Here is a 23,945-nt window from a genome sequence, read left to right on the forward strand (position 1 = left end):
CCTTTCGGAAGAGGGAGATCGAAGGCGGAGCCGCCGTCGGCAACTCCGCCCTCGATTGGGGAATGTCAGCTAGCTCTTTGGCCAGCTGGATTCGATGGCGTCCACCGTCTTCTGTGTGTTGTCGCCGGAGACCCAGGCGACGATGCCCTTCCAGAAGGAGTCGGAGCCAACAGCGGCCGGCATGAGATCGGAGCCGTCGAAGCGGAACACCGTCTTCGGGTCCTGCAGGATCTCGATGCTCTCCTTGAGCACGTCGCTTGACGCGTTCTCCGGGTCGAGGCCCTTGTTGGCGCTGATCACACCGCCGAGCTTGACGCGGTTGTTCGCCCACGTGTCGCTGGACAGGTAAGCGCGGACGGCGTCGACTTCCGTGCCTTCGCTGAACGCGACGGGGAACTCGCCACCACCGGTGACTGCTTTCTCTCCACCGGCCTCAACCGAGGGGAGGAGGAACGCGAAGACGTCACCGTCCGGGCTGACGTCCGTGCCCTCTGGCCAGAATCCCTCGTAGAAGGATGCCTGGTGGTGCAGGGAGCACGTGCCGTCGAGGATCGGCAGTCCGGCGTCACCGAACTCGGTGGAGATCACGCTGGAAACGTCACCCAGGCCACCGTTGACCATGTCGGGGTTCTTGACGATCTCACCGACGGCGTCGAAGGCCTCGACGATCTGCGGGTCGTTGAACGGAATCTCGTGCTTGACCCACTGGTCGTAGACATCCGCGCCAGCCTGGCGGAGGACGTAGTCCTCGATCCAGTCGGTTCCCGGCCATCCGGTGGCGTCACCGGAACCGAGACCGACGCACCACGGCTTGTGGTCGCCTTCAGCTGCGATGGTCTCCGAGAGCTGGTTCAGCTCGTCGAGGGTCGTCGGGACTTCATAACCCTTGTCCTTGAACTCCTTCGGCGAGTACCAGACGAAGCCCTTGACGCTTGCCATCAGCGGCGCTGAGTAGAAGGTGCCTTCGTAGCTCCCGTACTGCTTCCAGTCCTCGCCCCAGAACTCGTCGGTGTTCTCCTCGACGGCCTTCGGCGCCGGCTTCAGCCAGCCGCCTGCGGCCAGCCGGCCCAGAAGACCGGGCTGCGGGACGATCCCGATGTCGGGCGCGTTGCCTGCCTCAGCGAGCACGGCGATCTGCGCCTCGAACTCCTTGGTGCCCTGGTACGACACGTCGATTCCCGTGCAGGTGGAAAAGTCTTTCCACGACTCGACGAGGCGGTCCGCCTCGATGTCCTGGATGGTGCCGCCGATGGTCACTTCGGGGTTGTCGTCGAAGGTTCCGTACGCTTCATAGTCAGAGCAGTCCGTCTCCGCTTTGTTGCCGGCCGCGACATCGCCCGTACAGGCGGTGAGTGCGAGACCGACGATCCCTGCTGCAGCGAGCGGCAGCAGGATACGACGTTTGGTCGTGAAGCTCATCTCTGTTCTCCTCATTGAGTGTGATTGCGGGTCGAGGTGGGGAGCCTCAGCCCTGCTGGTGCAACTCCGGCTGCCCGTTAGGGAACCGGTTCCATGCAAAAGTTACGGCACCGCACCCGGATTCACAAGCATCCACGCCGAACGCATTGCAGCGATGATCGCGCTCTCTCGGCGGAAATACGCGGGTGAATGAGAGCCCGGTCGCAGATGGAGCCTCGAGAGATGTGTAACCGGTTCCATAAGGCGGCGCTCTTTTGCTATTCTTCTGTCCTTAGTGCGTTTCGGCCGAGGGGGCCGGGCTCGCCCCCAACGTCGGGAGGCCACCGTGGGCAGTGCGATCGCAGACGTCGCCGCGCGCGCTGGCGTGTCCAAGGCAACCGCTTCCCGAGCGCTGTCCGGCAAGGGCTACGTCGCCGAGTCCACCAGACAACGGGTGGTTCTCGCCGCGAAGGAGATCGGCTTCGTCGCCTCGCCGAATGCCGCGAGCCTTGTCACCGGCCAGACCAAGAACATCGGCGTGGTCATCCCTTTCATCAATCGCTGGTTCTTCGGCGAGATCCTCGAAGGCATCGAGCAAGCACTGCTGAACCGCGGGTACGACATGACCCTGTACAACATCTACCCGGGATCCGCCGACCGCGACCGGGTGTTCGACTTCTTCCTCGCCCGCAAACGATTCGACGGGGTGATCGCGATCGGCGTCGATTCGACGCCGGAAGAGACGGAACGTTTGCTGCGGCTGGGTATCCCGCTGCTGAGCGTCGGCGCGCCCGTCGCCGGCGTGCGTTCCCTGACCATCGACGATGCGGCCGCCGGGCGGCTGGCGACCGAACACCTTCTGGGACTGGGGCATCGCCGAATCCTGCACATCGGCGGCCCGGTCACCGGGGACGATGATGCGAGTGTGCAGGGAAGACGACTGAGAGGGTACGTCGGCGCCATGACCCAGGCGGGCCTCGAGAGCGAGTTGAGCTTCGCGCAAACGGCGATGAGCGTGCCCGGCGGCTACGAGGCTGGCGCGCACTCGCTCAGCGACCCAAGCTCGCGCCCGACCGCTGTCTTCGCCGCATGTGACGAGATCGCCATCGGAGTGATGATCGCCGCGCGCCGGCTTGGCGTGCGAGTGCCCGCTGACCTGTCGCTCGTCGGTATCGACGGCCACGAGTATGCGGAGATGTTCTCGCTCACGACGATCGAGCAGAAACCTCGCGCTCAGGGGCAGGCCGCGGTGGCTGATCTTCTCGCTGCAGTGTCGGGAGAGGCGATGGCCGCCGACGTCGTGGACATGCCTGCCCGGCTGGTTGTGCGGGCAAGCACGGCATACGCGAGGGCGAACGCAGACGCCGTCTGAGCGGCGACCGGATGCCGGCATCCGGTTAAACGCCGAAGGGCGCCACCCCGCACGGGGTGACGCCCACGATCGACTACCGAATCGGTAGCGCGTTCCGTTTCACGCTGAAGCCCCGAAGGGCGTCAATTACTTGAGAACGACGGTTGCGCCAGCCTCTTCGAGGACGGTCTTTGCCTTCTCGGCGGTTTCCTTGTTTGCACCCTCGAGGACGTTGCCCGGAGCGCCATCGACGACGGCCTTGGCCTCGCCGAGACCCAGCGAGGTGAGCTCGCGCACGGCCTTGATGACCTGGATCTTCTTGTCTCCGACAGACTCGAGAACGACGTCGAAGGAGTCCTTCTCTTCGACCTCTTCGGCCTCGCCACCGGCAGCAGCCGGTCCGGCAACAGCAACGGGTGCTGCGGCGGTGACCTCGAAGGTCTCCTCGAATGCCTTCACGAACTCGCTGAGTTCGATGAGCGTGAGTCCCTTGAACTGCTCAAGCAGCTCTTCAGTTGACAGCTTTGCCATGATTTTCTCCTCTAGATTTTCTTGGTCTACTCACCGCTGTCCCAGGTTGAAACCTAGGAAGCGGACTCCTGCTTCTCACGCAGCGCGTCGACCGTGCGAACGGCCTTCGAGAGCGGTGCGTTGAACAGATATGCGGCTCCGAACAGCGAGGCCTTGAAGGCGCCGGCAAGCTTGCCGAGCAGAACTTCGCGGGACTCGAGGTCGGCGAGCTTGCCTACCTCTGCGGCGGTCAGAGGGTTACCGTCAAAGTAACCGCCCTTGATCACCAGGAGAGGGTTTGCCTTGGAGAAGGCACGCAGGCTCTTTGCAACGGCGACAGGGTCTCCGTGCACGAATGCGACCGCCGACGGACCGACGAGCTCTTCGTCAAACGACGAAATGCCCGCGTTGTTCGCGGCAATCTTGGTCAGCGTGTTCTTCACCACGGCGTAGGTTGCGTCTGCACTGATGTCGGTGCGCAGCGTCTTGAGCTGAGCAACAGTGAGGCCGCGGTACTCGGTCAGCAGAACGGCAGTCGAGCTCTGGAATTTCTCCGTGAGTTCGGCAACCGAGGCTTCCTTGTTCGCCATAGCCACTCCTTGATTAGTCTTCCTCGTACCGCGGAAGCGGCACGAGCCAAAGAGGCAGTCGGCCCAGAAATAAGAAAAGCTCCGGCGCAAGCGCACGGAGCAGTCAGAGAGAAAATCTCGGAAATGTTTCGTCCACCTGCGCGGGTCGTCTCAGTTGAGAACCTTCGATCGGATGCTCGCTTGCGCACGCACGCCGAAAACCTGCGGTCTTTGGTTTTGTCTCAGCTTATGGCATCCGTCGCCTCGGGCCAAATCGCGTCGACACGGCCGCTCAGGCGAGGGGGCTCAGGTGAATCTCACGGAGGAGCGCTGAAGGGTCGTCGTAGACGGCGATCGCACCGGCCGACCGGAGTTCGGCGGAGGAAGAGCCGCCGCAGAGCAAGCCGATGGTGCGGACTCCCGCGCGCGAGGCGGCGACGCAATCCCAGACGGTGTCCCCGACGAAGATGGCGTCGTCCGGGCCGACGCCGGCTTTTTCGAGGGCGACCTCGACGATCGATGGATCGGGTTTCGCCGTGTCGACGTCATCGGCGTTCGTCGTCGCGTCGAGTACGTCGTCGCTGTCGAGCGTCTCAGTGAGCAGCTGCAGTTCGTCTTCGGGAGCGGAGGTGGCGAGAACGAGCGTGCGGCCCTGGTTCTTGAGAGCGCTCAGCAACTCCCGCGCCCCGTTGAGCGGTACCAGTCGGGGGGCGAGTTCCTTGTAGTAGCGGGAGTGGAGTTCCTTCGCGCGTTCGCCGAGCTTGTCCGCGTCATCCCCGAGAAGGGCCCGAAGCAGCCGTGCTGAGTCCTGGCCGATGGCACGGTGCACCCGCCAGGCCGACACGTCAGCGCCGACGTCGCTGAAGGCGTGCATCCACGCCTCGACGTGCAGGTAGTTCGAGTCGACAAGAGTGCCGTCGACATCGAACAGGACGGCTCGCGGCGTCTGGGACATGGCCTCACGCTCCTTCGTGTGCCCGCTACTCTAGACCTTCGGTCAGCGGCTCGCCTCAGCAATGGGGCCCGCCAGCGGAAGCAGGACCCGAAACTCTGTGCGGCCGGGTACCGACTCGACCACGACCGCCCCCGCGTGGGCCTCGGCCACACCGGCCACGATCGCGAGCCCCAGCCCGGTCCCACCGGAAGCGCGCTGGCGGGAGGCGTCGCCGCGCACGAATCGTTCGAAGACCCGGTTGAGGACCTCAGGGTCGATGCCGGGCCCGTTGTCGATCACGCTGATCTCTGCGTTGTCGCCGACGACGGACAGCCGGGCCACCACCCGGCTTCCCGGTGGAGTGTGCACACGGGCGTTCCCCAGCAGGTTGGCCACGACCTGCATCAGTCGTTGTGAGTCCCCGATGACGGTGACCGGCGTCGCCTCGAGAGCGAGGACCCACTCGTGGTCGGCCGACGCCGCGCGCGCGTCGTTGACGGCGGAGGCGAGGAGCGCGGAAAGTTCGACCGGATCCTTCGCCAGCTCGCGACCCTCGTCGAGCCGCGCGAGAAGGAGCAGGTCCTCGACGATCGCCGTCATCCGCATCGCCTCGGACTCGATCCGCCCGAGGGCGTACGTCGCGTCTTCGGGCAAATCTTCGTTTGATCGTCGCGTGAGTTCGGCGTACCCGCGGATGGAGGTCAGCGGGGTACGGAGTTCGTGGCTGGCATCCGACACGAACGTCCGGACCTTGTTTTCGGACGCCTGGCGAGCGTGAAGCGCTGCAGCGACGTGGCCGAGCATCCGGTTGATCGACGCGCCGACCCGCCCCACCTCGGTATGCGGGTCGGCATCGTGATCGGAGACCCGGACGGCCAGGGCCACCTCGCCGCGGTCGAGCGGAAGCTCCGAGACATCGGACGCGGCTTTCGCAACCCGGTCGAGCGGGCGCAAGGCGAGCCTGACAATGAAGTAGGACGCCGTTCCCGCGAGGATGAGCACGCCAAGGGCGATCCCGCTGATCCCCGCGATGAGCTGCCCCAGTGTGAATTCCAGGTCGGCGAGAGGCAAACCGACGATCATGGCACCGTTGCCGGTTTCGACAGCGACGACACGGTAGGAGCCCAGATCTCCGCCGAGATCGATCGACTCGGGCTCTCCGCCGAGCCCGACGGTGAGCAAGGTCGACACCTGGCCGGTTGTCAGGGGCTGCAGGTCGCCGGCGGCGCCGAGGTAGCCGGCATAGCGCACCGCTCCCCCGGCGATGATGGCCCCGAGCGTCCCCGCGGATTGCCCGGGCACACCGACAAATTCCGGAACCGGGGGCTCCGAGGACGGTGGGAATCCGCCCCGGCCCGGCCGCTCCACAACAGCCCCCGACGACCGGGTCGTCGCTGCGGTCAACTGCGCGTCGACGCGGCCGAGCAGCACGGTCTGCACGCTAACGACGCTCGCGGACCCGATGATCACAGCGGCGAGTGCTAGCAGGGCGACTACGGCAACCACGAGTCGCTTGCGCAGCGTCCACCGGGACAAACGGCTCACCCCGTCGCCTCGGCGACCTTCAGCAGATACCCGGCGCCGCGCACCGTGTGAATCATGGGCGAGCGCCCGGCGTCGATCTTCTTGCGCAGATAGGAGATGTAGATCTCCACGACGCTCGGCTTGCCGTCGAACTCGTAACTCCAGACCCGGTCGAGGATTTGCGCTTTGGAGAGCACCCGGCGGGGATTGCGCATCAGGAAGCGAAGGAGCTCGTATTCGGTCGCGGTCAGTTCGATCGGCACGCCGCTGCGGGAAACCTCGTGACTGTCCTCGTTGAGGCTGAGATCACCGATCGAGAGGATCGGAGAGTCGGATGCCCCGCTCAGTGATGAACGCCGGATCAAGCCGCGAAGGCGGGCAACCACCTCCTCCAGGCTGAACGGTTTGGTCACGTAGTCGTCGCCGCCGGCGGTCAGACCGGCGATCCGGTCGTCGAGCGCGTCCTTGGCAGTGAGGAAAAGCACAGGGACGTCATCCCCGTCGGCCCTCAGCCGGTGAAGCACTGTCATTCCGTCGATATCGGGAAGCATGATGTCCAGCACGATGGCGTCCGGGCGGAACTCGCGGGCGGCGTCGAGGGCCTGCCTGCCGGTTTCCGCTGTCCGGATCTCCCAACCCTCGTAGCGAAGGGCCATCTTGAGAAGGTCGGTGAGGCTTCGTTCGTCGTCGACGACGAGGACCCGCACGGCGCTTCCATCGGCACGCAGGAGGGGAACGGACGCTGCGGGCCGGGACGACGAGACAAATGCACTCACCTTTCCAGTATCGGCATCCGCCTATGAGGATCCTATGAAGATTCTCTCCTCGGCCTGTAAAAGCTCCGTGGTCGCACGCACGGAAGGAGATCACACGTTCATCAGGACCGAAGTTGCGAAAACATCCTGATAATCGTGCGATCTCCTGCTAACCGTTCCAACCACTTGTCTGAGACACCGGAACAGCGCCGGATAAGCAACCCCGGTCAGGACCCTGCGGCGTCCAGCTTCGCGAACGTGTCGCGTGCTATCCCGAGCGCCGAGTTCGCCGCCGGCAGCCCGGCGTAGATCGCCGTGTGCATGATGGCTTCACTGATCTCCATCCGCGTCAGCCCGTTGGTGAGCGCGGCTCGGACATGCATGGCGAGCTCGTGCTCGTGGCCGCCGGTCACGAGAGCCGCGATGGTCAGGAAGCTTCGGGTGCGCAAATCCAGCCCCTGCCGCGCCCAGATCTCACCCCAGGCGTATCGGGTGATGAAATCCTGGAAGGCCGCCGTTTCTGGTGTGATGGCAGCGGTTGCCGCGTCGACGTGGGCGTCGCCGAGCACCGCGCGGCGGACGACCATACCCGCCGCATATGCGTCTGCGGCGGTCCGGGACTCAGGGGCGGCGGCACCGATGTTCTCGAGGAGGAGCGCGGAGAGAACGTCCGGTCGCTCGTACGCCGGAAGATGAGCGACACCGGGGATCGTCACCTGGCGGGCACCGGGGATGGCGGCGGCGAGGTCAGCAAGCAGCGTCGGCGGCGTCGGCACGTCGTACTCCCCCGCGACGCACAGGGTCCGCGAACGGATGCGGCCGACGGCATCCGTGAGGTCGAAGCCGGCGAGAGCCTGGCAGGCCAGCGCATAGGACTCGTCGTCGACCTCCATCAGAGTTTCGAGCGCCGTGGATCCGGCGGAGGGGTTGCGGTCGAGGAAGCCTGGCGCGAACCAGCGCTCCGAACTGCCCTGCACCTGCGCGGGTGTGCCGCTTGCGCGAACCTGCGCTGCCCGCTCCAGCCACTTGTCGGACGTCCCGATTCTGGCGGCGGAACAGACCACGGCCAGGCTGAGCACCCGCTCCGGGTATCGCAGAGCGAGTTCCAGTCCAATGGCCCCGCCGAGCGAGATGCCTGCGTAGTGGAACGAGCCTCCCCCTGCCGCTTCTACGGCCGCGATCACGGATGCCGCGAGTTCCGTGACCGTGAAACGCTCGCCGGCTGCGGGGCTGATGCCGTGCCCGGGCAGGTCGAACCGCAACACCCGGTGCTGGGCCGCGAGAGCACCAACGACGCCGTCCCATAGTGCGGTGGTGGTCCCGAGAGAAGGCCCGAGCACGATCAGCGGACCGTTCGCTTCCCCCGTTGCGGCGGGCTCGACGAGGCAACGGAGGATGGGTTGGGTCATGACGGGTGTCCGCTTTCTGTGTTCTCGGTGCGGGCACGACGCCCGCGGTATTTCTCCAGCACCCGATCGATTCCCGCATCGGCCTGGCCGAGGTCGCCGGAGTAGTCGAATGCCGCCCAGATCTGGCGGCGGAGATCCTCGGATGCACCGGTCGAGGCCAATGCCCCTGCCAGGACGACCTGCAACGGACGGGACGTGTTGACCGATTCGGAGGACGCGCGGGTGACGAGGTCGAATGCTGCCGTCTTGCCCAGCGCTTCGGCCAGGATCGTCGTCACCCGTTCGCTGAAGACGAGCCCATCGGTGATGTCGAGGTTGGCACGCATCCGGTCGTCGTCGACGATGAGGCGTTCGGCGAGCGAAGCGGCCCCCGTGACGGCGGAGATGGTGAGTCGCTCGAGTTCCCTCAACGCCTGCCACTCGGCATGCCAGGCCCCGCTCGGGCGCTGGTCTTCGGCGAGCATGCTCCCGTACAGTGTGGCGACCAGCCCGGGGACGCGGCGTGCTGCAGCGGCGACGAGCACAGCCGTCACCGGGTTGCGCTTGTGCGGCATCGCGCTCGACCCGCCTTGTCCACTGCCCAGGAGTTCACCGACTTCGGCGATTTCGGTGCGGGCGAGCACAGTGACGTCGAGGGCGAAAGCGCCGGCGACGCTCGTCGCTCCGGCAAGCACTGACGCAAGCTCCGAGATGACCAGACGATCGGTGTGCCAGCTGAGCGCCGGTTCCGCGAGACCGAGCCTGGCAGCAAAACCGGCAAGCACGTCGCCCACGACAGCGTTCGGCTCGGTCTCCGCACGCCGGGCTCTCACGATGTCGGTGAGCACGGCGAGGTTACCGACGGCTCCTCCCAGTTGCACAGGCAGGGCAGCGCGAGCGGCGTCGAGTCGCTCACCGGCACGGAGGACGGCATCGAGCCAGCCGGCCGCGAGCAGGCCGAAGCTCGTCGGCGAAGCCTGTTGTCCGAGGGTACGCCCCGCCATCACCGTGCTGCGGTGCGAATCGGCGAGGCCTGCCAGAGCGTCGGCGAGCGCAGCGAGCTGCCGACGAACCTCCCCGGCTACCCGGGAGGCGATGACCATCGTCGCCGTGTCGAGGATGTCCTGGCTGGTCGCGCCGACGTGGATATGGTCTGAAGACCCGGCGCGCACAGACTCAGCCGCGGCGCCCAGGTGCTTGACCAGCGGGATCACCGGGTTCCCGCCTCCCCGCCCCTCGGCGGCGATGGCGGCAAGGTCTAGCGACGCGGCATCCTTCACCCGGTCAGAGACGTCGCCCATCCACTCCGGCGCGAGTCTCGCATCGATCAGCGACCGGGTCAGAGCCAGTTCGACGTCGACCATTGCCTGCAGCCAGGCGGCGTCGCTGGTGAGTTCGGTGGCACGCGTGCCGACACCGAGGGGCTCCAGCAGCCCCGCATCCCACGCCGACCTGGGCAAGGCGGGGGTCGTCGCATGGTGAGTGGACTCCGGAATCGCGCCTTCGCGCCGCTCACTCATTGAACTCCAGGAACACGGTCTCCTGTTCGCCCTGCAGGCGGATGTCGAAGCGGTACGACCCTGGCCCGTCTGGGACGCTCAACAAAGTCGAGCGCCGGTCGGCCGGCACCGCAGCGAGCACGGTGTCCGTGCTGTGAGCCTGGACGTCCTCGGGGAAATACGCCCGCGTGAACAGATGGTGGGTCAGCCCGCGGGCGAAAACCGTGACGAGGACGGACGGGGCCGCGGCGGCGGAGGTGGCTCCCGGCTTCACCGTTGTGAACGCGTAGTGTCCGGCCAGGTCGACGCTGGCTCGACCGAAACCGGTGAAGGCGTAACCGTCGGGCTTGAGGCTGCCGCGCTTGCTGCTCATCACGCCGGCCGAGTCGGCCTGCCAGATTTCGAGGATGGCGTCGGGGACGACGTCGCCGTTCCCGTCGAACACGGTTCCGTGGACGCGGATGGCCTCCGGGTGGTGCGGTGGGACCAGTTCCCACCCCTTCTCGTATGGCAGGGCGTAGCCGAAGAACGGCCCGACGGTCTGCGACGGGGTCTGCCTGCCATCACTCATGCGCGTCTTCACTTTCCATCCAGGTGGACTTCGGGCCGGTCAGGACGATGTCCCAGCGGTAGCCGAGGGAGTACTCGGGCACGCTGAGGTCGTGGTCGTACGTCCCGATGAGTCGCTGGCGAGCGGCCGGGTCGGCGATGGACTGGTAGATCGGGTCGAGAGCGAACAGCGGGTCGCTGGGGAAGTACATCTGGGTCACCAGACGCTGCGTGAACGCGTTGCCGAACAACGAGAAGTGGATGTGTGCCGGCCGCCAGGCGTTGAGGTGGTTGCGCCATGGGTATGGGCCCGGTTTGATCGTCCGGAAACTGTATCCACCGTCGTCGCCGGTGATTACGCGGCCGACCCCGGTGAAGTTCGGGTCGAGCGGCGCCGGATGCTGGTCACGTTTGTGCACGTACCGCCCGGCGGCGTTCGCCTGCCAGATCTCGACCAGCTGGTTGCGGACCGGGCGACCCTCCCCGTCGAGCACCCGGCCGCTGACCGTGATGCGCTCCCCGAGCGGTTCAGCGGAGTGCGCGATGGTGAGGTCGCTCTCGAGGGGACTCACATCGGTGTGCCCGAACGCCGGGGAGACCCGCTCGATCTCCTCAGGGTCCACTCGCACGAGCTCGTGAGTCGGGTGGCGAAGCAGCGAGCTTCGGTACGGGGCGTAGTCGCGGCGAGGATGCAACTCTGGCGCTCCGCCGGCCTCGACCGCCCTGCGCGCATCCGCTTCGATGGCGAGGATCTCGTCGGTGATCTCGTCTTGGGTGTTCACTGTCATGGTGGGTCTTTCGCTGCATAACGGGCGATTCGAGCGCACGGGTGGGCCGCGAACCGGGTGATGGCATCAGTCTGGAAGCCGGGGGCGCCATTCCCAACGCGTATTCCACTGAGTGGAAGAATACTAGGCCTCGGAGCGGCGGTAACCGAGAGCACGGCTGACCCCGTGGGCGGCCGCCCGCACCGCCTGTTCATGCGCCGGGTGCGGTCCGCGGGGAGCTTGGGGGTTGGTCCGGGTGACGATCGACACGGCAGCCACGACGAGACCGGTGCGATCCCTGATGGGGGCGGCGAGGGAGCTGGAGCCTGCCGTCATCTCCTCCGACATGACCGCAACACCGTGCGCGCGGATGCCGGCGAGACGCTTGCGCAGTTCGCCCGGCGAGGTCACGGTGCCCGGCAGGTATTTGTCCAGCGACTCGGACAGGTATGCGTCGATCAGGTCGTTCGGGGCGTAGGCGAGCAGTACCAGGCCGACCCCCGTCGAGTGCAGGGGCAAGCGGCCTCCGACGCGTGAGATCACGCGAACCGCGTGGTGGCCGGACAGCTTCTCGAGGTAGAGGGCGTCTCGCCCGTCGAGAATCGCGAGGTGGACATGCTCACGGGAGGACTCGTACAGGTCCTCCAGGTACGGCAGGGCGATGGTGCGCAGATTCCGCGCCGTCGGCGTCTGCACTCCGACCTCCCACAGCCGCATCCCCAGCGAGTACCGGCCGTCCTCCTGCCGGGCAAGGCCGCCCCATGACACCCATTCGGCAACCATCCTGTGTGTGGTTGAGAGCGGGAGCCCCGCCCGGTCGGCGATTGCCGTGAGAGTGAGCGATGAGGCCTGGGTGGGTGCGGTAAAGGCGTCGAGGATGGCGAACAGCCGGGCAGCGACGCTGCGGTCATCGACCGGGGGCGAGAGTTCGCCCTCGGCTTGCTGCTCGGTGAATCTGGCCCGCGCCGGCTTTCCTGACATCCGTGCTCACGCTACAACACGCGCGGGTTACTGACGTTGGGAGGTTGTCGCAGGGGCCCGGATTCCCCGCAGACCCGGCAACTGGTGGCTCAGTCCCGCCAGGAATGTTTGGGCGAGTAATCGAGGATCCGGCGGGCCTTGTCGATCGAGAGCAGGGTTTCATGCGTGCCAACGTCCCTGGTCACCGGCACATCGGGGAACGCTGCGGCGAGGAGCTCGGCGTTCGGGCGGGCAGACACCGTGTCGGCCGCCGCGATGATGAACCGGTCGAAGCCGACGTCCTCCTGTTCGAGCGCGCGGAGCACCGCCTGCGCGCCGTCACGGGCGTCGATGTAACTCCACAGGTTCCACTTGCGTTCGTTCGCGTCGGCATCCCACGACGGGAACTGGGCGTAGTCTTCCTCGTCCATGACGTTCGAGAAGCGGAGCGCGACGATCTTCAGGTCGGGATGCCAGCGCACGAGTTCGATGGCCATCTGCTCCTCGAGGTGCTTGACGAGGGAATATGTGCTCTCCGGGCGAGCCGGGTACTCCTCATCGACCGGGATGTATGGCGGCGGCACGTCGAACGGGAGACCGAGCACGGTCTCGCTCGACGCGTACACGACATTGCGGATGCCTGCCCTGATCGCCGCCGCGAAGACGTTGTAGGTCGCCTGCATGTTGTTCGAGAACGTCGCTACGTTGCTCGTGAGACCCGGGGCGGGAATTGCCGCCAGGTGCACAACCGCGTCGAACCCGCCGCTCTGGCCGTCCACCCCCAGCAGTGCGTCGAGAGTCTGCCCGTAATCGGTGAGATCGATGCGCACGAAGTTCCGGCCCCTCTCACCGGCGACGTCGAGGTTGACGACATCATGTTCCGCGTTGCGGAGCTCCCGCACAACGGTCCTGCCGAGCTTGCCTGATCCTCCGGTGACTGCGATTCTCATGGCGCCAGTCTGACCTATACCGCTCGACGAGGGAAATGGGATTGCGCCGGGCGTGGTTGGCTTGAATCATGCAACTTGTTCTTTACACCTCGGCGTTCTGCGCCCCATGCGCCCAGGCACGATCGGTGCTGTCGGACGCCGCGCGGCTGGTTCCGCAGGCGACGGTGATCGAGCGGGACGTGGCCAGGGAGAACGTACTGGCAGCCGATGACGGCATCCGGATGACCCCGACCGTCGTCGTTCTCGATGACGCGGGCATCGAGGTTTTCCGCGCTGTTGGCGTTCCCACCCTGAACCAGGTGCTCACCGCGGCGGCGAAGGCACTCTAGGACCTTTCCGAGCGCCGGACGCGCCGACGGTCGGCGCTGGCGGGCGTGTCGCTGGTCGCGGGGCAGAATAGAGGGGTGCCTTCCACCTACCTCGACCGACTCGTCGCCGATTCGACGGATCGGGTCGCCTGGCTGCGTGCGCGTTCACGCGGAATCACCGCAACGGATGTGGCACGGCTGTCGGGTCCGGCGGCAATCGACGCGGTCGCTACGGAGAAGCTCGGCGGCGGTTCAGGTTTCTCGGGCAACGCGTACACCGACCATGGGCGTGTCCGGGAGCCAGAGATCGCCCGGTGGGTGGCCGCGACACACGGCATAGCCCCCTCGTCGGCGTTGTTCCATGCCGAGATCGAGCGACGCCACCTTGCTACTCCGGACGGTCTTGCGCTGACGTCATCGGGCGCGCTCGTGCTCGCCGAGATCAAGACGACGACGAAAGCGTGGCGCTCCGTCCCTCGCAACTACCTGCGACAGATCTGGTGGCAGCAGTACGTGCTCGGCGCCGAACGCACCCTCGTCGTGTGGGAGGAACACACGAACTTCGTCCCAGTCGATGATGAGCCGCGCTGCCGCTGGGTCGACCGGGATGAGAAGGAGATCAGCAAGCTGGTCGGCCTCGCCAACAACCTGATCGACGAGCTGCACCGCAGAACCACCCGCCCGTCGCGCTACCTCGTCCACGACGACCCGCACGACATCCCCTGATCTGATTCGTTCCCGACCGGAACGACGCTGTAACACGGACGACGCATTCCGCAGCTTGACTGGGGCGATGGCATCGGCGATCGGGGGCTCTCATGCGTGAAGGTGTGTGGCTGGCGTGGCAGACTCGGGGTATGACGACGAACGCGTTCTCAGATGATGCAGACGACCTCACGGTTCCCGACACGATGCTCGCTGCGGTGATCGACAACCCAGGCGACGCCGACGTGTTCCGGCTGGATACCGTGCCAGTACCTGCCTCGTTCACCTCCGAGTTCGTTGTCAAGGTGATCGCTGCGGGCGTCAACCCCATCGATGCGAAGACCCGGGCCGGCAAGGGTGTGTCATCGGGACTCCGGTACCCGGCCATTCTCGGCAGCGACTTCAGCGGCATCGTCGTGAAGTCACCGTACGAAGCGCACCCGCTCTCCCCCGGCACCGAGGTCTACGGGATGGTTCCCGTGCCCCGCCAGCCAGGGACCTACGCCGAGTACATCGCCGTGTCGAGCCTGTCTCTCGCCCGCAAGCCGTCCAGCCTCTCCCACGTCGAGGCCGCCGGGGTTCCCCTCGCCGCCCTGACAGCGTGGGGCATGGTCGTCGAGGTCGCGAAGGCGCACCAGGGCCAGCGGATGCTCGTCCACGCAGGAAGCGGCGGGGTCGGCCACTTCGCCGTGCAATTCGCGCGCTATTTCGGCGCCCACGTCATCGCCACCGGCTCCACCCTCAACCAGGACTGGCTCCGCAAACTCGGGGCGGCCGAGGTCGTGGACTACTCGACGACTCGATTCGAGGATGTGGCCACGAACATCGACGTCGTCATCGACCTGATCGGCAACGTGCACGACGAGACCGGGTCCAGGTCACTGTCCACCCTGAACCCAGGCGGCCTGATCGTGAACGCTCCGACGGGCAGTTGGCCGACCTTCCTCGATGAGGCAGCGGCCGCCGGCGTGCGAGCGACCACCTACAAGGTTGCGCCGGATGGGGACACGCTTTCGACGATCAGCCGGCTGCTCGAGTCTGGCGACGTGCGGGTGTTCGTCGATCAGGTCTTCGACCTCGCTGACGTGTCCGACGCCCACCGCGCGGTCGAGTCAGGACACACGCGGGGCAAGATCGTCCTCACCGTACCTGGCCGCTGACCGGGCCGCCCAGGAGCGCCTGGCCGAGTTCGCTCCGCAGGACGGCTTCTCGCTCGGCGCCAGGGCGGCACCGCTCGTCGTGACGTGGACGCTGAGCCTCGGCACGCCCGGTTGGGTACTGCTCGGGACCATCTTCCTGGCGTCCGCCGTCGGGATCTGGGGGGTCACCGTTCGGCACACCGCAGGAGCTACAGTGCCCGCTCCATGACGAAGTCCGAGTGCAACTCAGGCCCGAGCGAGAAGGTCTTCTCGCCGACGATGATGAAGCCGTTCTTCTCGTAGAAACGCACGGCTCGGGCATTCCGCTGGTTCACACCGAGCCAGATCCCGACCGCTCCGGTGCCATGGGCGGCGTCAAGCGTCGCCAGCATCAGGGGCGCTGCGACTCCCCTACCGTGGGAGCCGGGCAGCACATAGACCTTGCTGAGCTCGATCGTGGGTCGGATGCCGATGGCTGCGGCCACATCGTTGTCGCTCGGATCCCCCGTGATCAGCATCGTGTAACCGCACAACCCGGTTTCCTCTTCCGCCACGGTCAGGAGACGGCGTGGATCCGCGAGGTACTCGGTGAACCGTTCCACGCTGAGGTGGGTGGCGATGAACTCGGCGATCGCCTCTGGTGCGCTTCCGGGCGGGCAGGCCAGCGGGAACGTGACCTCAGCCAGCGCTGCCAGACCTGCGGCATCCGCACTGATGGCCTGTCGCACGGTAGCTGTCACAGGCCCAGCTTATTGGCAGCGGCACCCACGAGATCACCTGTTCCGGTCCAACGGGTGCAGAGATGACGCGTGGAAGCCCCGGCATGCGAAAAGGCCCCACGGAGAACCGCGGGGCCTTTCGAACGTGCAGAGAACTAGATGGCGTTGATGTCCATCGGGATGCCAGGACCGAACGTCGTCGAGACGGTGCCCTTGAGGATGTAGCGGCCCTTCGAGGAGGACGGCTTGAGACGGTTGATCTCCTCGAGAGCGGAGTGGATGTTCTCGGTCAGCTGCTCGGGAGCGAACGAGGCCTTGCCGACGACGAAGTGCACGTTGGAGTGCTTGTCGACGCGGAACTCGATCTTTCCACCCTTGATCTCGGAGACAGCCTTCGCGACGTCGGGGGTCACGGTGCCGGTCTTCGGGTTCGGCATGAGGCCGCGGGGTCCGAGGACCTTACCGAGACGACCGACCTTGCCCATGAGCTCCGGGGTCGAGACGGCCGAGTCGAACGAGGTGTAGCCGGCGGCCACCTTCTCGATGAGCTCGTCGCCACCGACCTCGTCAGCGCCGGCCGCGATAGCGGCTTCTGCTGCCGGGCCCGTTGCGAAGACGATGACGCGGGCGGTCTTCCCGGTGCCGTGAGGAAGAATCACGGTACCGCGGACCATCTGGTCAGCCTTGCGGGGGTCGACACCGAGCTTGAGGGCGACCTCAACGGTGGAGTCGAACTTGGCCGAGCCGGTCTCTTTAGCAAGAGAGACGGCTTCCTGTGCCGAGTAAACCTTGTCAGTGCCGATTTTCTCGGCGGCGGCCCGGTAGGCCTTTGACTTCTGTGCCATGTGAATTTCTCCAATTCGAGAATGTGGTCATCTGCGCCTGGCCGGCGCTGCCACGAATAAATCTGGAAGCTGCGAGCGAAGCTCGCAACTGGAGGAGATTGAGCGATTCGCCACGCTGGGCGAATCAGTCGAAATCCTAAAGGCCACGAGCGGTGCTGGTGTCCTGAGGCCGCGAGCGGTGCTCGAGACCGGGAAAGGCTTACGCCTCGGTGGTGATTCCCATGGAACGGGCGGTTCCGGCGATGATCTTCGAGGCAGCCTCGATGTCGTTCGCGTTGAGATCGGCCATCTTCACTTCGGCGATCTCGCGGACCTGGTCCTTGGTGAGCTTCGCAACCTTGACGGTGTGGGGGGTTCCTGAACCCTTCGCAACGCCTGCGGCTTTCTTGATGAGCTCAGCGGCCGGTGGGGTCTTGAGGATGAACGTGAACGAACGGTCCTCGTAGACGGTGATCTCCACCGGGATGACGTTTCCGCGCTGGGCTTCCGTCTGGGCGTTGTACGCCTTGCAGAATTCCATGATGTTCACGCCGTGCTGACCCAGTGCCGGGCCGATGGGCGGGGCGGGGTTGGCGGCGCCGGCCTTGATCTGAAGTTTGATCAGACCAGTAACCTTCTTCTTCGGTGCCATGTTTCTTCCTTCTTATTGGGTTTCGAGCTCCCGCCGAATGACGGATGCTCTCCCGCCGACCCGGTTGGGCCGCGGTGGGATGGGAAATCTAGAGCTTGGTGACCTGGTCGAAGCTGAGCTCGACGGGGGTCTCGCGCTCGAACAGGGAGACGAGCACGGTGAGCTTGCCGCTCTCCGGCTTGATCTCGCTGATCGAACCGGGAAGGCCTGCGAACGAGCCTTCCTTGATGGTGATCGTTTCGCCGATCTCGAAGTCGACCTCGGCGGGGATGGCACGAGCGGTCTGGCCACCCTTGCCGCCACCGGACTTCGCCGGGGTGGTGTCCTTGACCTCGACGAGGCTCTTCAACATGTTGAAGGCCTCTTCGGCACGGAGCGGCGTCGGGTTGTGCGCGTTGCCGACGAACCCGGTGACACCCGGGGTGTGGCGCACGACAGACCAGGAGTCCTCGTTGAGGTCCATCCGCACGAGAACGTATCCGGGGATGCGTACGCGGGTGACCATCTTGCGCTGGCCGTTCTTGATCTCGACGACATCTTCCATCGGAACTTCGACCTGGTAGATGAAGTCGGCGACGTCGAGCGAACCCTTGCGCTGTTCGATGTTGGCCTTGACCTTGCGCTCGAACCCGGCGTACGAGTGGATGACGAACCACTTGCCAGGCAGGGTGCGAAGCTCGGCACGGAAAGCGTCGTACGGGTCGACGTCAGCCGCTTCGGGCTCTTCCCCGTCGTACGGGGTGACGTCCGCCTCGGAGTCGGCTTCTTCCTGCTCTACTTCGTTCTCGTCACCGATGGCGAGCGCTGCGGCTTCGACCTCGGCAGCTTCGTCGATCTCCAGGGCGTCATCGACGACCGCGTCCGCCTCGGGGTCGTTGACCTCAGCCAGGGCGTCGAGGACGGCGTCAAGGTCGACGACGTCGTTCGAGTCTTCGACGTGCAGGGCCTCGTGCTCGGCGGGCTCGACCGAGTGCTCCTCGGCGGCCAGCACGTTGCCTTCCTGTGCTTCGTCGTCCTCGCTGGACTGCTCTGCGGCAGTTGCCCAGTCGACGTCGTCCAGATTTCTCTCAGACACCTAAATCTCATTCCTTTTGCTTGTGGTGTGGCCGTGGAGGCCACCGTTCGTGTTGTCGATCCTCAGATCGGATGCCAGAGCCGTTAGGCGGCGGGCGTCCCGAAGACGAAGACGACGATCCAGCCGAACAACTGGTCAAGGCCGTACACCAGAGCCATCATGATCACGACGAACACGAGAACGACGCCGGTGTAGCTGAACAGCTCTTTTCGGGTCGGTGTGACGACCTTCTTGAGCTCAGCGATGACCTGCTTCAGGAACAGGATGATCCCGGCAAAGGGTCCGCGCTTGGCCGCACGGTCCTTCTTTGCTGCTGCGACGATCTCCTCGTTCGGTTCGTCGATCACGTTTCGGGCCACCTGGTTACACCTTTCGTGTGTCGGCACTTCATGAATTCACTACCGACGCGCAGGGCGGACAGGACTCGAACCTGCAACCTGCGGTTTTGGAGACCGCTGCTCTACCAATTGAGCCACCGCCCTAGGACCGGACATTCCCCGGTCAGGACACTGAAATCTGACGCGCTCCATCTCGCTTGCAAATCGAAAATCCGGGAAGGATCGAAGAAAATAGGCGCAAAAAAGCTTGGCAGACTTCAACTACCTGGACAAGTGTACAGGGCGATCATGGCTCCGCCAAGCCGACGACATCCGGGCCGCGGGTCATCCATTTCCTGCGGCGACTGGCCACCAGGATACCCGCGACATATGGTCGAGTCAGCGGGCGAATGCAGCGAACCGAAAGGCGGCACGAATGACCTCCACCGAATACGACCTCATCGTCCTTGGCGGGGGCGCCACCGGCGAGAACCTTGCTGACCGTGCCGTGCAGGGCGGGCTGACCACCGTGATCGTCGAGGACGAACTGGTTGGCGGGGAGTGCTCCTACTGGGCCTGCATGCCGTCGAAGGCCCTCCTTCGCTCTGCCCAGGCGCTCCTGGGTGCCCAGCGTGTCCCTGGCGCTGCGGAGGCCGTGACTGGCACGCTGGACGTCCCCGCCGTCCTGGCGCGCCGCGACTCATTCACTTCCCACTGGTCGGATGTCGGCCAGGTCAAGTGGCTCGACAGCGCCGGCATCAACCTCGTGCGGGGCCACGGCCGCATCACCGCTCCCCGCGAGGTGACCGTGACCGGTGAGGACGGCAACACGAGCGTGTTGACCGCGAGGCATGCTGTAGCCATCGCCACCGGGTCGAACGCACTCGTCCCCCACATCGACGGGCTCCGTGATGCTGCACCGTGGACGAGCCGGGAGGCTACCAGCACGAAAACGATCCCAGCGAGCCTGGTGATTCTCGGCGGAGGCGTGGTCGCCGCAGAGATGGCAACGGCGTTTGCAGGGTTCGGGGCCGCGGTGACGGTGATCGCGCGAAGCGGGTTGCTCGGCGGCATGGAGCCGTTCGCCGGTGAACTCGTCGCAGACGCACTCCGCAAGCAGGGAGTAACCGTGTTGCTCCACACCGAAACCGCGAGGGTGAATCGCTCGGCTTCGTGCGTGACGGTCGAGACGGGCGATGGGCAGTCGATCACCGCCGAGCAAGTGCTCGTCGCAACGGGGCGCATCCCGCGCACCACAGATCTCGGCCTCGAGACCGTCGGCCTCACACCGGGCGACTGGATCGACACGGACGACACCATGCTCGTCCGCGGCTTCGACTGGCTCTATGCGGCAGGTGATGTCACCCACCGCGCTCTCCTCACCCATCAGGGGAAATACCAGGGGAGGGCTGCCGGCGACGTGATCGCCGCACGTGCGGCAGGGGCGACGGTCCTGGATGAGCCGTGGGGCGCCCACGTCGCCACGGCAGACCACGAAGCCGTCCCGCAGGTGACCTTCACCGAGCCCGAGGTGGCGTCGGTCGGACTGACGGATGCCTCGGCACGCGCGGCCGGCTACAAGGTGCGCTCGGTGGACTACCAGATCGGTCAGGTCGCTGGGGCGAGTCTTCGCGCTGACCGGTACGAGGGAAGAGCGCGCATGGTCGTCGACGAACAACGGAAGGTTGTCCTCGGCGTGACCTTCGTCGGCCCGGACGTCAGCGAACTGCTGCAGGCGGCAACGATCGCCGTCGTTGGAGAAGTGCCGCTCGACCGTCTGTGGCATGCCGTGCCCGCCTACCCGACGGTGAATGAGATCTGGCTGCGACTTCTCGAGGAATACGGTCGCCCGCTCGGCTGAACGCCAGGCCTGGCCGATCGCCACGTGTCTTCACGCTTTCCCGCCGGTGGACAAGCAGGGCCAGGCCATGCACGACGCTCCGGCCGAGGGACGACATGTTCGCCCAGGTCGCCGACGTCAGCTTCTCACTCGAGGAACTCGCCGCCAGCCACGTCCGTCCCGCCGATCTCGAACCCTCCCGCCGGGCGAGTTCCCTTTCCATCGCCAAGCCGCACGGTGTCGGTCCCCTCCGTTCACCTGCAGCGCAAGAGCGTCATGCCGCCCGGCCGCAACCACCCCTCCTGTGAAACCCTGGCGGAGGTGATGGCCAGGGAAGACAAGGTCCGCACAGAGGACGACCCACCGGCGTGTGGAAGGTCATGGGCAGCTGGAAGATCTGGTACCTCACCCTCATCTGCTTCTGCCTCCAGATCGCGGTTCACGGCACCACCTTCTACCTGCCGGAGCAGGCCTCCGGCCTGATCGGGCAGGACGTCGGCTGCCAGGTCGGACTCATCTCCGCCGTCCCGTGGCTCGTTGGCCTGTTCAACGGTCCGCGTTCGCTCGGAAGGGAGCGCGTTGAACGTGGCTGGGAGCATACTTCCACCATGAGCGATGACGCTGCTTCGTTCGACACACTGAATTGCTCGGAGTGTCCCTGCGAGTTGACGTCGCGGCACAGAGGAACACCCTAACTTCGTGAGTCCGCTCTGCCACACGGGCTCCTCTCCCGCGAGTTCCTGAGAATCTCCCCTTTCAGTGCGGGCAGCGCCAGGACGAGCTGCAAGACGGTTCGGGCAGTGCGCTGGACCTCACCGAGGGTGATGCCGTCCGGGCGGGCGAGCGAATCTAGCAGGGACGATGCCGCTGAGGCGTCAAAATCGCCGTTGACGTGGTCGAACCATCCGCCAGGCATGAAGACGTCGACCTGCGCGCGGACCCGGTAGGCGTCGTCGGCCAAAGCCGGAAAGTCCGGGTCGCCGGCACGCTGCATCCACCAGTCGGTGATCACCGTTCCCTCAAAGCCCCACTCCTCGCGAAGGATCGTCGTGCATAGTTCGTCGTTATAGTGCGACCACACGCCGTTGATCTTGTTGTACGACGTCATGAGGGTGTACGGGCGCGCCTGGGCGAGGCAGATCTGAAACCCTCGCAGGTAGATCTCTCGCAGAGCCCGCTCCGAGACCCTCGAGTCGTTGACATTCCGGTTGGTCTCCTGGTTGTTACACGCGAAGTGTTTCGGACAGGCCGCCACTCCCGCTTCCTGGACGCCAGCCACGATTGCGGCCGCGACGAGCCCGGTGACCAGCGGGTCCTCGGAGAAGTACTCGAAGTTCCGCCCGCACAGAGGGTCACGATGGATGTTCATCCCCGGGCTGAGCAGCACGTGGGTGCCTTTGCGGACCATCTCCGCACCATGGCGCGCCGCAAGTCGACGCACAAGCGGGGTGTTCCAGGTCGAGGCGAGTGCCGCCCCGCACGGTAGGAGCGAAGCATAAGCCGACAGCCGAATACCTGAGGGGCCGTCCGTCGTCGTAATGGGAGGCACACCCTTGGCGCGCAGCGACGCGGTGATGCCGCCGAACACGCCAGCGTTTCCCGGCGTCCCGAGCGGGCTGTTCATGATTACGTCACCTCGGGTTAGCGCTTCCAGTTCCTCATGGGAGAGCTGGGCTACGAACTCGTTGAGCGTCGCTGTTCCTTCGGACACGTCGACCAGAGTGACGCCCTGGCCACCGGTCGGCTCCAGCGCCGGAACCCGGCGCGCCTGGAGCCGCTCGCGACGCGAGACCTCACGCGTGGGCACGTCCTGCCAACCGATGACGGCGCGACCGGCGTCATCGCGGTCGAGAATCATCCGTTGGAAGGGGTGAGCGGCGGCCGGTGCGCACGCCTCGGTCAGCTGTTCGACGACGCGCAGTTCGCGGAGCGTGAACGTGGCGACCTCGGTCGCCGCGCGCACGTCGGTGCCTGCGAAGACCGTGTAAACACCCGCCTCAAGGACGTAGGCGGACCGGTGGCCGGTCACCCCCGAGTCGTCGTAAGAGGCCAGAGAGGCGATCGGGAAGGTCAAGTGCAAGGACTCGTTCTCGCCCGGGGCCAGCCGTCGCGACTTCGCGAAGGACGCCAGCGTCCGGGCAGGCTTGCCGAGCTTGCCGTCCGGTGCCTGGACGTACACCTGGATGACCTCAGCGCCCGGGTGCTCCGTCCCGGCGTTGCTCACGCGAGCGGTCACCGTGACCTCCTCGCCGTCGACGTGGGCCGTGGGCACCATATCGAGCTTGGAGTACCCGAGGCCGAACCCGAAGGGGAAGAGTACCGTGTCGGGGGCGAAGGTTTCGAAGTACCGGTAGCCGACGTAAATGTCCTCCGCGTAGTTGTTGTGCTCGAGTCCGCCGAAGTTCACCGCGCTCGGGTAGTCGGTGTAGTGGCGTGCGATGGTGTCGGTGAGCCGGCCACCAGGCACCTGCGCCCCGGTCAGCACGTCCGCGATGGCGCGCGCGCCCTCCATGCCGCCCTGCCAGGCGTAGAGCACCGAGGAGATTGCTTCGCCGTACTCGTCCAGCCACGCGAGATCGATGATGTTCCCGCAGTCGAGCACGATGACGGTGCTCGTGAAGGTTGAGGTGACCGCGTCCAGCAGGCCCTTCTCGGCGTCCGTGAGGTAGTAGCTGCCTTGGGTCAGGGTGTTCTCTCGCGCCTCCCCTGCGGCGCGCCCCAGGACGATTACGGCGACGTCCGCCCGGGTTGCGGCGGCCCGAGCGGTGCCGGCGTCCAGGGGCATCTCCTCGAAGTAGCGCGGCCAGTTACCCCAGGTGCCCTCGTCGGGCGAGTTCTCCTCGCACCAGCGGGTGTAGGTCGCGGCGAGTTCTGCGTCGACCGAGACCTGACCGCCGTCGCGCAGTGCGTCGAGAAGATTCCAGGAGTACGGGGCGTTGACGTCCCCACCTGAGCCGTAGCCGACCGCGAAGTAATCGATCTGGACCCGTCCGAAGAGCGCGACGCGCGATCCTCCGCGCAGCGGCAGGGTCCCGTCGTTGCGGAGCAGGACCGCCCCATCGGCTGCGGACTCACGGCACAGCGCGGCGAGCTCCGGATCAACGAAGGTGTCTGTGTCGATCAGGCTCGTGGACGCCTGCGCCAGCTCCTGCTCACCTGCCGCAAGCGACGGGGCGGGGCTGGCCGACGGCGAATTCACCAGACGATTTTCC

25 protein-coding genes and 1 tRNA gene are annotated in these 23,945 nt (G+C 65.8%); 7 read left to right on the forward strand and 19 right to left on the reverse strand.

All coding sequences use genetic code 11. From position 1 onward, the window contains the following. Positions 1-69: 69 nt before the first annotated feature. A complete protein-coding gene (locus JWP90_RS01590; protein ID WP_297358893.1) occupies positions 70-1,419 on the reverse strand; it encodes an ABC transporter substrate-binding protein in 1,350 nt (449 codons plus the stop codon). Positions 1,420-1,744: 325 nt separating this feature from the next. On the opposite strand from JWP90_RS01590, the gene JWP90_RS01595 reads away from it, so the two are divergent. Then, positions 1,745-2,770, forward strand: coding sequence for a LacI family DNA-binding transcriptional regulator (locus JWP90_RS01595; protein WP_297358895.1), 1,026 nt, complete (start codon positions 1,745-1,747; stop codon positions 2,768-2,770). Between the two features lie 126 nt (positions 2,771-2,896). Here JWP90_RS01595 and rplL read toward each other — a convergent pair whose 3' ends face one another. From rplL to JWP90_RS01650, 11 genes are all read right to left on the reverse strand, one after another. Next, positions 2,897-3,280 (reverse strand): 50S ribosomal protein L7/L12, encoded by a 384-nt coding sequence (gene rplL, locus JWP90_RS01600; protein WP_297358897.1) that lies wholly within the window; start codon positions 3,278-3,280, stop codon positions 2,897-2,899. A gap of 53 nt (positions 3,281-3,333) precedes the next feature. After that, positions 3,334-3,849, reverse strand: a complete 516-nt coding sequence (gene rplJ / locus JWP90_RS01605) for a 50S ribosomal protein L10 (protein ID WP_297358900.1) — start codon at positions 3,847-3,849, stop codon at positions 3,334-3,336. Between the two features lie 271 nt (positions 3,850-4,120). Next, positions 4,121-4,783 carry an HAD family hydrolase gene (locus JWP90_RS01610; RefSeq protein WP_297358902.1) on the reverse strand — a complete coding sequence of 221 codons (663 nt, stop codon included), beginning with the start codon at positions 4,781-4,783 and terminating at the stop codon, positions 4,121-4,123. A gap of 42 nt (positions 4,784-4,825) precedes the next feature. After that, on the reverse strand, positions 4,826-6,307 hold the full coding sequence (locus JWP90_RS01615) for an ATP-binding protein (protein ID WP_297358904.1): 1,482 nt from the start codon (positions 6,305-6,307) through the stop codon (positions 4,826-4,828). Continuing rightward, positions 6,304-7,062, reverse strand: coding sequence for a response regulator transcription factor (locus tag JWP90_RS01620; RefSeq protein WP_297358906.1), 759 nt, complete (start codon positions 7,060-7,062; stop codon positions 6,304-6,306). The genes JWP90_RS01615 and JWP90_RS01620 overlap by 4 nt, the downstream gene beginning before the upstream one ends. 206 nt (positions 7,063-7,268) lie before the next feature. Next, positions 7,269-8,450: an alpha/beta fold hydrolase gene (locus JWP90_RS01625; protein WP_297358908.1), complete on the reverse strand. Its 1,182-nt coding sequence runs from the start codon at positions 8,448-8,450 to the stop codon at positions 7,269-7,271. After that, the gene (locus JWP90_RS01630) at positions 8,447-9,949 is read right to left on the reverse strand and encodes a lyase family protein (RefSeq protein WP_297358910.1); all 1,503 of its coding nucleotides are present in this window, start codon (positions 9,947-9,949) and stop codon (positions 8,447-8,449) included. The genes JWP90_RS01625 and JWP90_RS01630 overlap by 4 nt, the downstream gene beginning before the upstream one ends. Next, positions 9,942-10,499 carry a protocatechuate 3,4-dioxygenase subunit alpha gene (gene pcaG / locus JWP90_RS01635; protein WP_297358912.1) on the reverse strand — a complete coding sequence of 186 codons (558 nt, stop codon included), beginning with the start codon at positions 10,497-10,499 and terminating at the stop codon, positions 9,942-9,944. The genes JWP90_RS01630 and pcaG overlap by 8 nt, the downstream gene beginning before the upstream one ends. Beyond that, a complete protein-coding gene (gene pcaH / locus JWP90_RS01640; RefSeq protein WP_297358913.1) occupies positions 10,492-11,265 on the reverse strand; it encodes a protocatechuate 3,4-dioxygenase subunit beta in 774 nt (257 codons plus the stop codon). Before pcaH ends, pcaG begins: the two co-directional genes overlap by 8 nt. A 123-nt stretch (positions 11,266-11,388) precedes the next feature. Then, the gene (locus JWP90_RS01645; protein WP_297358915.1) at positions 11,389-12,225 is read right to left on the reverse strand and encodes an IclR family transcriptional regulator; all 837 of its coding nucleotides are present in this window, start codon (positions 12,223-12,225) and stop codon (positions 11,389-11,391) included. A gap of 89 nt (positions 12,226-12,314) precedes the next feature. Further along, positions 12,315-13,154 carry an NAD(P)-dependent oxidoreductase gene (locus tag JWP90_RS01650; protein WP_297358917.1) on the reverse strand — a complete coding sequence of 280 codons (840 nt, stop codon included), beginning with the start codon at positions 13,152-13,154 and terminating at the stop codon, positions 12,315-12,317. Between the two features lie 68 nt (positions 13,155-13,222). Between JWP90_RS01650 and JWP90_RS01655 the strand changes: the two genes are divergently transcribed. The 3 genes from JWP90_RS01655 (at position 13,223) to JWP90_RS01665 (ending at position 15,327) form a co-directional block, all read left to right on the forward strand. After that, the gene (locus tag JWP90_RS01655) at positions 13,223-13,483 is read left to right on the forward strand and encodes a thioredoxin family protein (RefSeq protein WP_297358919.1); all 261 of its coding nucleotides are present in this window, start codon (positions 13,223-13,225) and stop codon (positions 13,481-13,483) included. Positions 13,484-13,558: 75 nt separating this feature from the next. After that, positions 13,559-14,188, forward strand: a complete 630-nt coding sequence (locus JWP90_RS01660; RefSeq protein WP_297358921.1) for a YqaJ viral recombinase family protein — start codon at positions 13,559-13,561, stop codon at positions 14,186-14,188. Between the two features lie 131 nt (positions 14,189-14,319). After that, on the forward strand, positions 14,320-15,327 hold the full coding sequence (locus JWP90_RS01665; RefSeq protein WP_297358923.1) for an NADP-dependent oxidoreductase: 1,008 nt from the start codon (positions 14,320-14,322) through the stop codon (positions 15,325-15,327). Positions 15,328-15,515: 188 nt separating this feature from the next. Here the strand turns inward: JWP90_RS01665 and JWP90_RS01670 are convergent, their stop codons facing one another. The 6 genes from JWP90_RS01670 to JWP90_RS01695 all read right to left on the reverse strand — a co-directional run bounded on the left by JWP90_RS01670 (position 15,516) and on the right by JWP90_RS01695 (position 19,058). After that, positions 15,516-16,046: a GNAT family N-acetyltransferase gene (locus JWP90_RS01670; protein WP_297358925.1), complete on the reverse strand. Its 531-nt coding sequence runs from the start codon at positions 16,044-16,046 to the stop codon at positions 15,516-15,518. A 134-nt stretch (positions 16,047-16,180) separates the two neighbouring features. Beyond that, a complete protein-coding gene (gene rplA / locus JWP90_RS01675) occupies positions 16,181-16,870 on the reverse strand; it encodes a 50S ribosomal protein L1 (protein ID WP_297358927.1) in 690 nt (229 codons plus the stop codon). Positions 16,871-17,069: 199 nt separating this feature from the next. After that, positions 17,070-17,501: a 50S ribosomal protein L11 gene (rplK, locus tag JWP90_RS01680; protein WP_121674022.1), complete on the reverse strand. Its 432-nt coding sequence runs from the start codon at positions 17,499-17,501 to the stop codon at positions 17,070-17,072. Between the two features lie 88 nt (positions 17,502-17,589). Further along, positions 17,590-18,576 (reverse strand): transcription termination/antitermination protein NusG, encoded by a 987-nt coding sequence (nusG, locus tag JWP90_RS01685; RefSeq protein ID WP_297358932.1) that lies wholly within the window; start codon positions 18,574-18,576, stop codon positions 17,590-17,592. Positions 18,577-18,659: 83 nt separating this feature from the next. After that, positions 18,660-18,935 carry a preprotein translocase subunit SecE gene (secE, locus tag JWP90_RS01690; RefSeq protein ID WP_297358934.1) on the reverse strand — a complete coding sequence of 92 codons (276 nt, stop codon included), beginning with the start codon at positions 18,933-18,935 and terminating at the stop codon, positions 18,660-18,662. A 50-nt stretch (positions 18,936-18,985) separates the two neighbouring features. Beyond that, a tRNA-Trp gene (locus JWP90_RS01695) sits at positions 18,986-19,058 on the reverse strand. Positions 19,059-19,329: 271 nt separating this feature from the next. Between JWP90_RS01695 and JWP90_RS01700 the strand changes: the two genes are divergently transcribed. The 3 genes from JWP90_RS01700 (at position 19,330) to JWP90_RS01710 (ending at position 21,428) form a co-directional block, all read left to right on the forward strand. Further along, positions 19,330-20,754 carry an NAD(P)/FAD-dependent oxidoreductase gene (locus JWP90_RS01700; protein ID WP_297358936.1) on the forward strand — a complete coding sequence of 475 codons (1,425 nt, stop codon included), beginning with the start codon at positions 19,330-19,332 and terminating at the stop codon, positions 20,752-20,754. Positions 20,755-20,849: 95 nt separating this feature from the next. After that, complete coding sequence (locus JWP90_RS01705) at positions 20,850-21,041, forward strand: hypothetical protein (RefSeq protein ID WP_297358939.1); 192 nt, start codon at positions 20,850-20,852, stop codon at positions 21,039-21,041. Positions 21,042-21,113: 72 nt separating this feature from the next. Next, the gene (locus JWP90_RS01710; protein ID WP_297358941.1) at positions 21,114-21,428 is read left to right on the forward strand and encodes a hypothetical protein; all 315 of its coding nucleotides are present in this window, start codon (positions 21,114-21,116) and stop codon (positions 21,426-21,428) included. Here JWP90_RS01710 and JWP90_RS01715 read toward each other — a convergent pair. Then, the gene (locus JWP90_RS01715) at positions 21,425-23,932 is read right to left on the reverse strand and encodes a glycoside hydrolase family 3 C-terminal domain-containing protein (RefSeq protein ID WP_297358943.1); all 2,508 of its coding nucleotides are present in this window, start codon (positions 23,930-23,932) and stop codon (positions 21,425-21,427) included. The genes JWP90_RS01710 and JWP90_RS01715 overlap by 4 nt on opposite strands. Positions 23,933-23,945 lie beyond the last annotated feature (13 nt).

The organism is Mycetocola sp. (assembly GCF_025464835.1).
Lineage (GTDB): Bacteria > Actinomycetota > Actinomycetes > Actinomycetales > Microbacteriaceae > Mycetocola_A.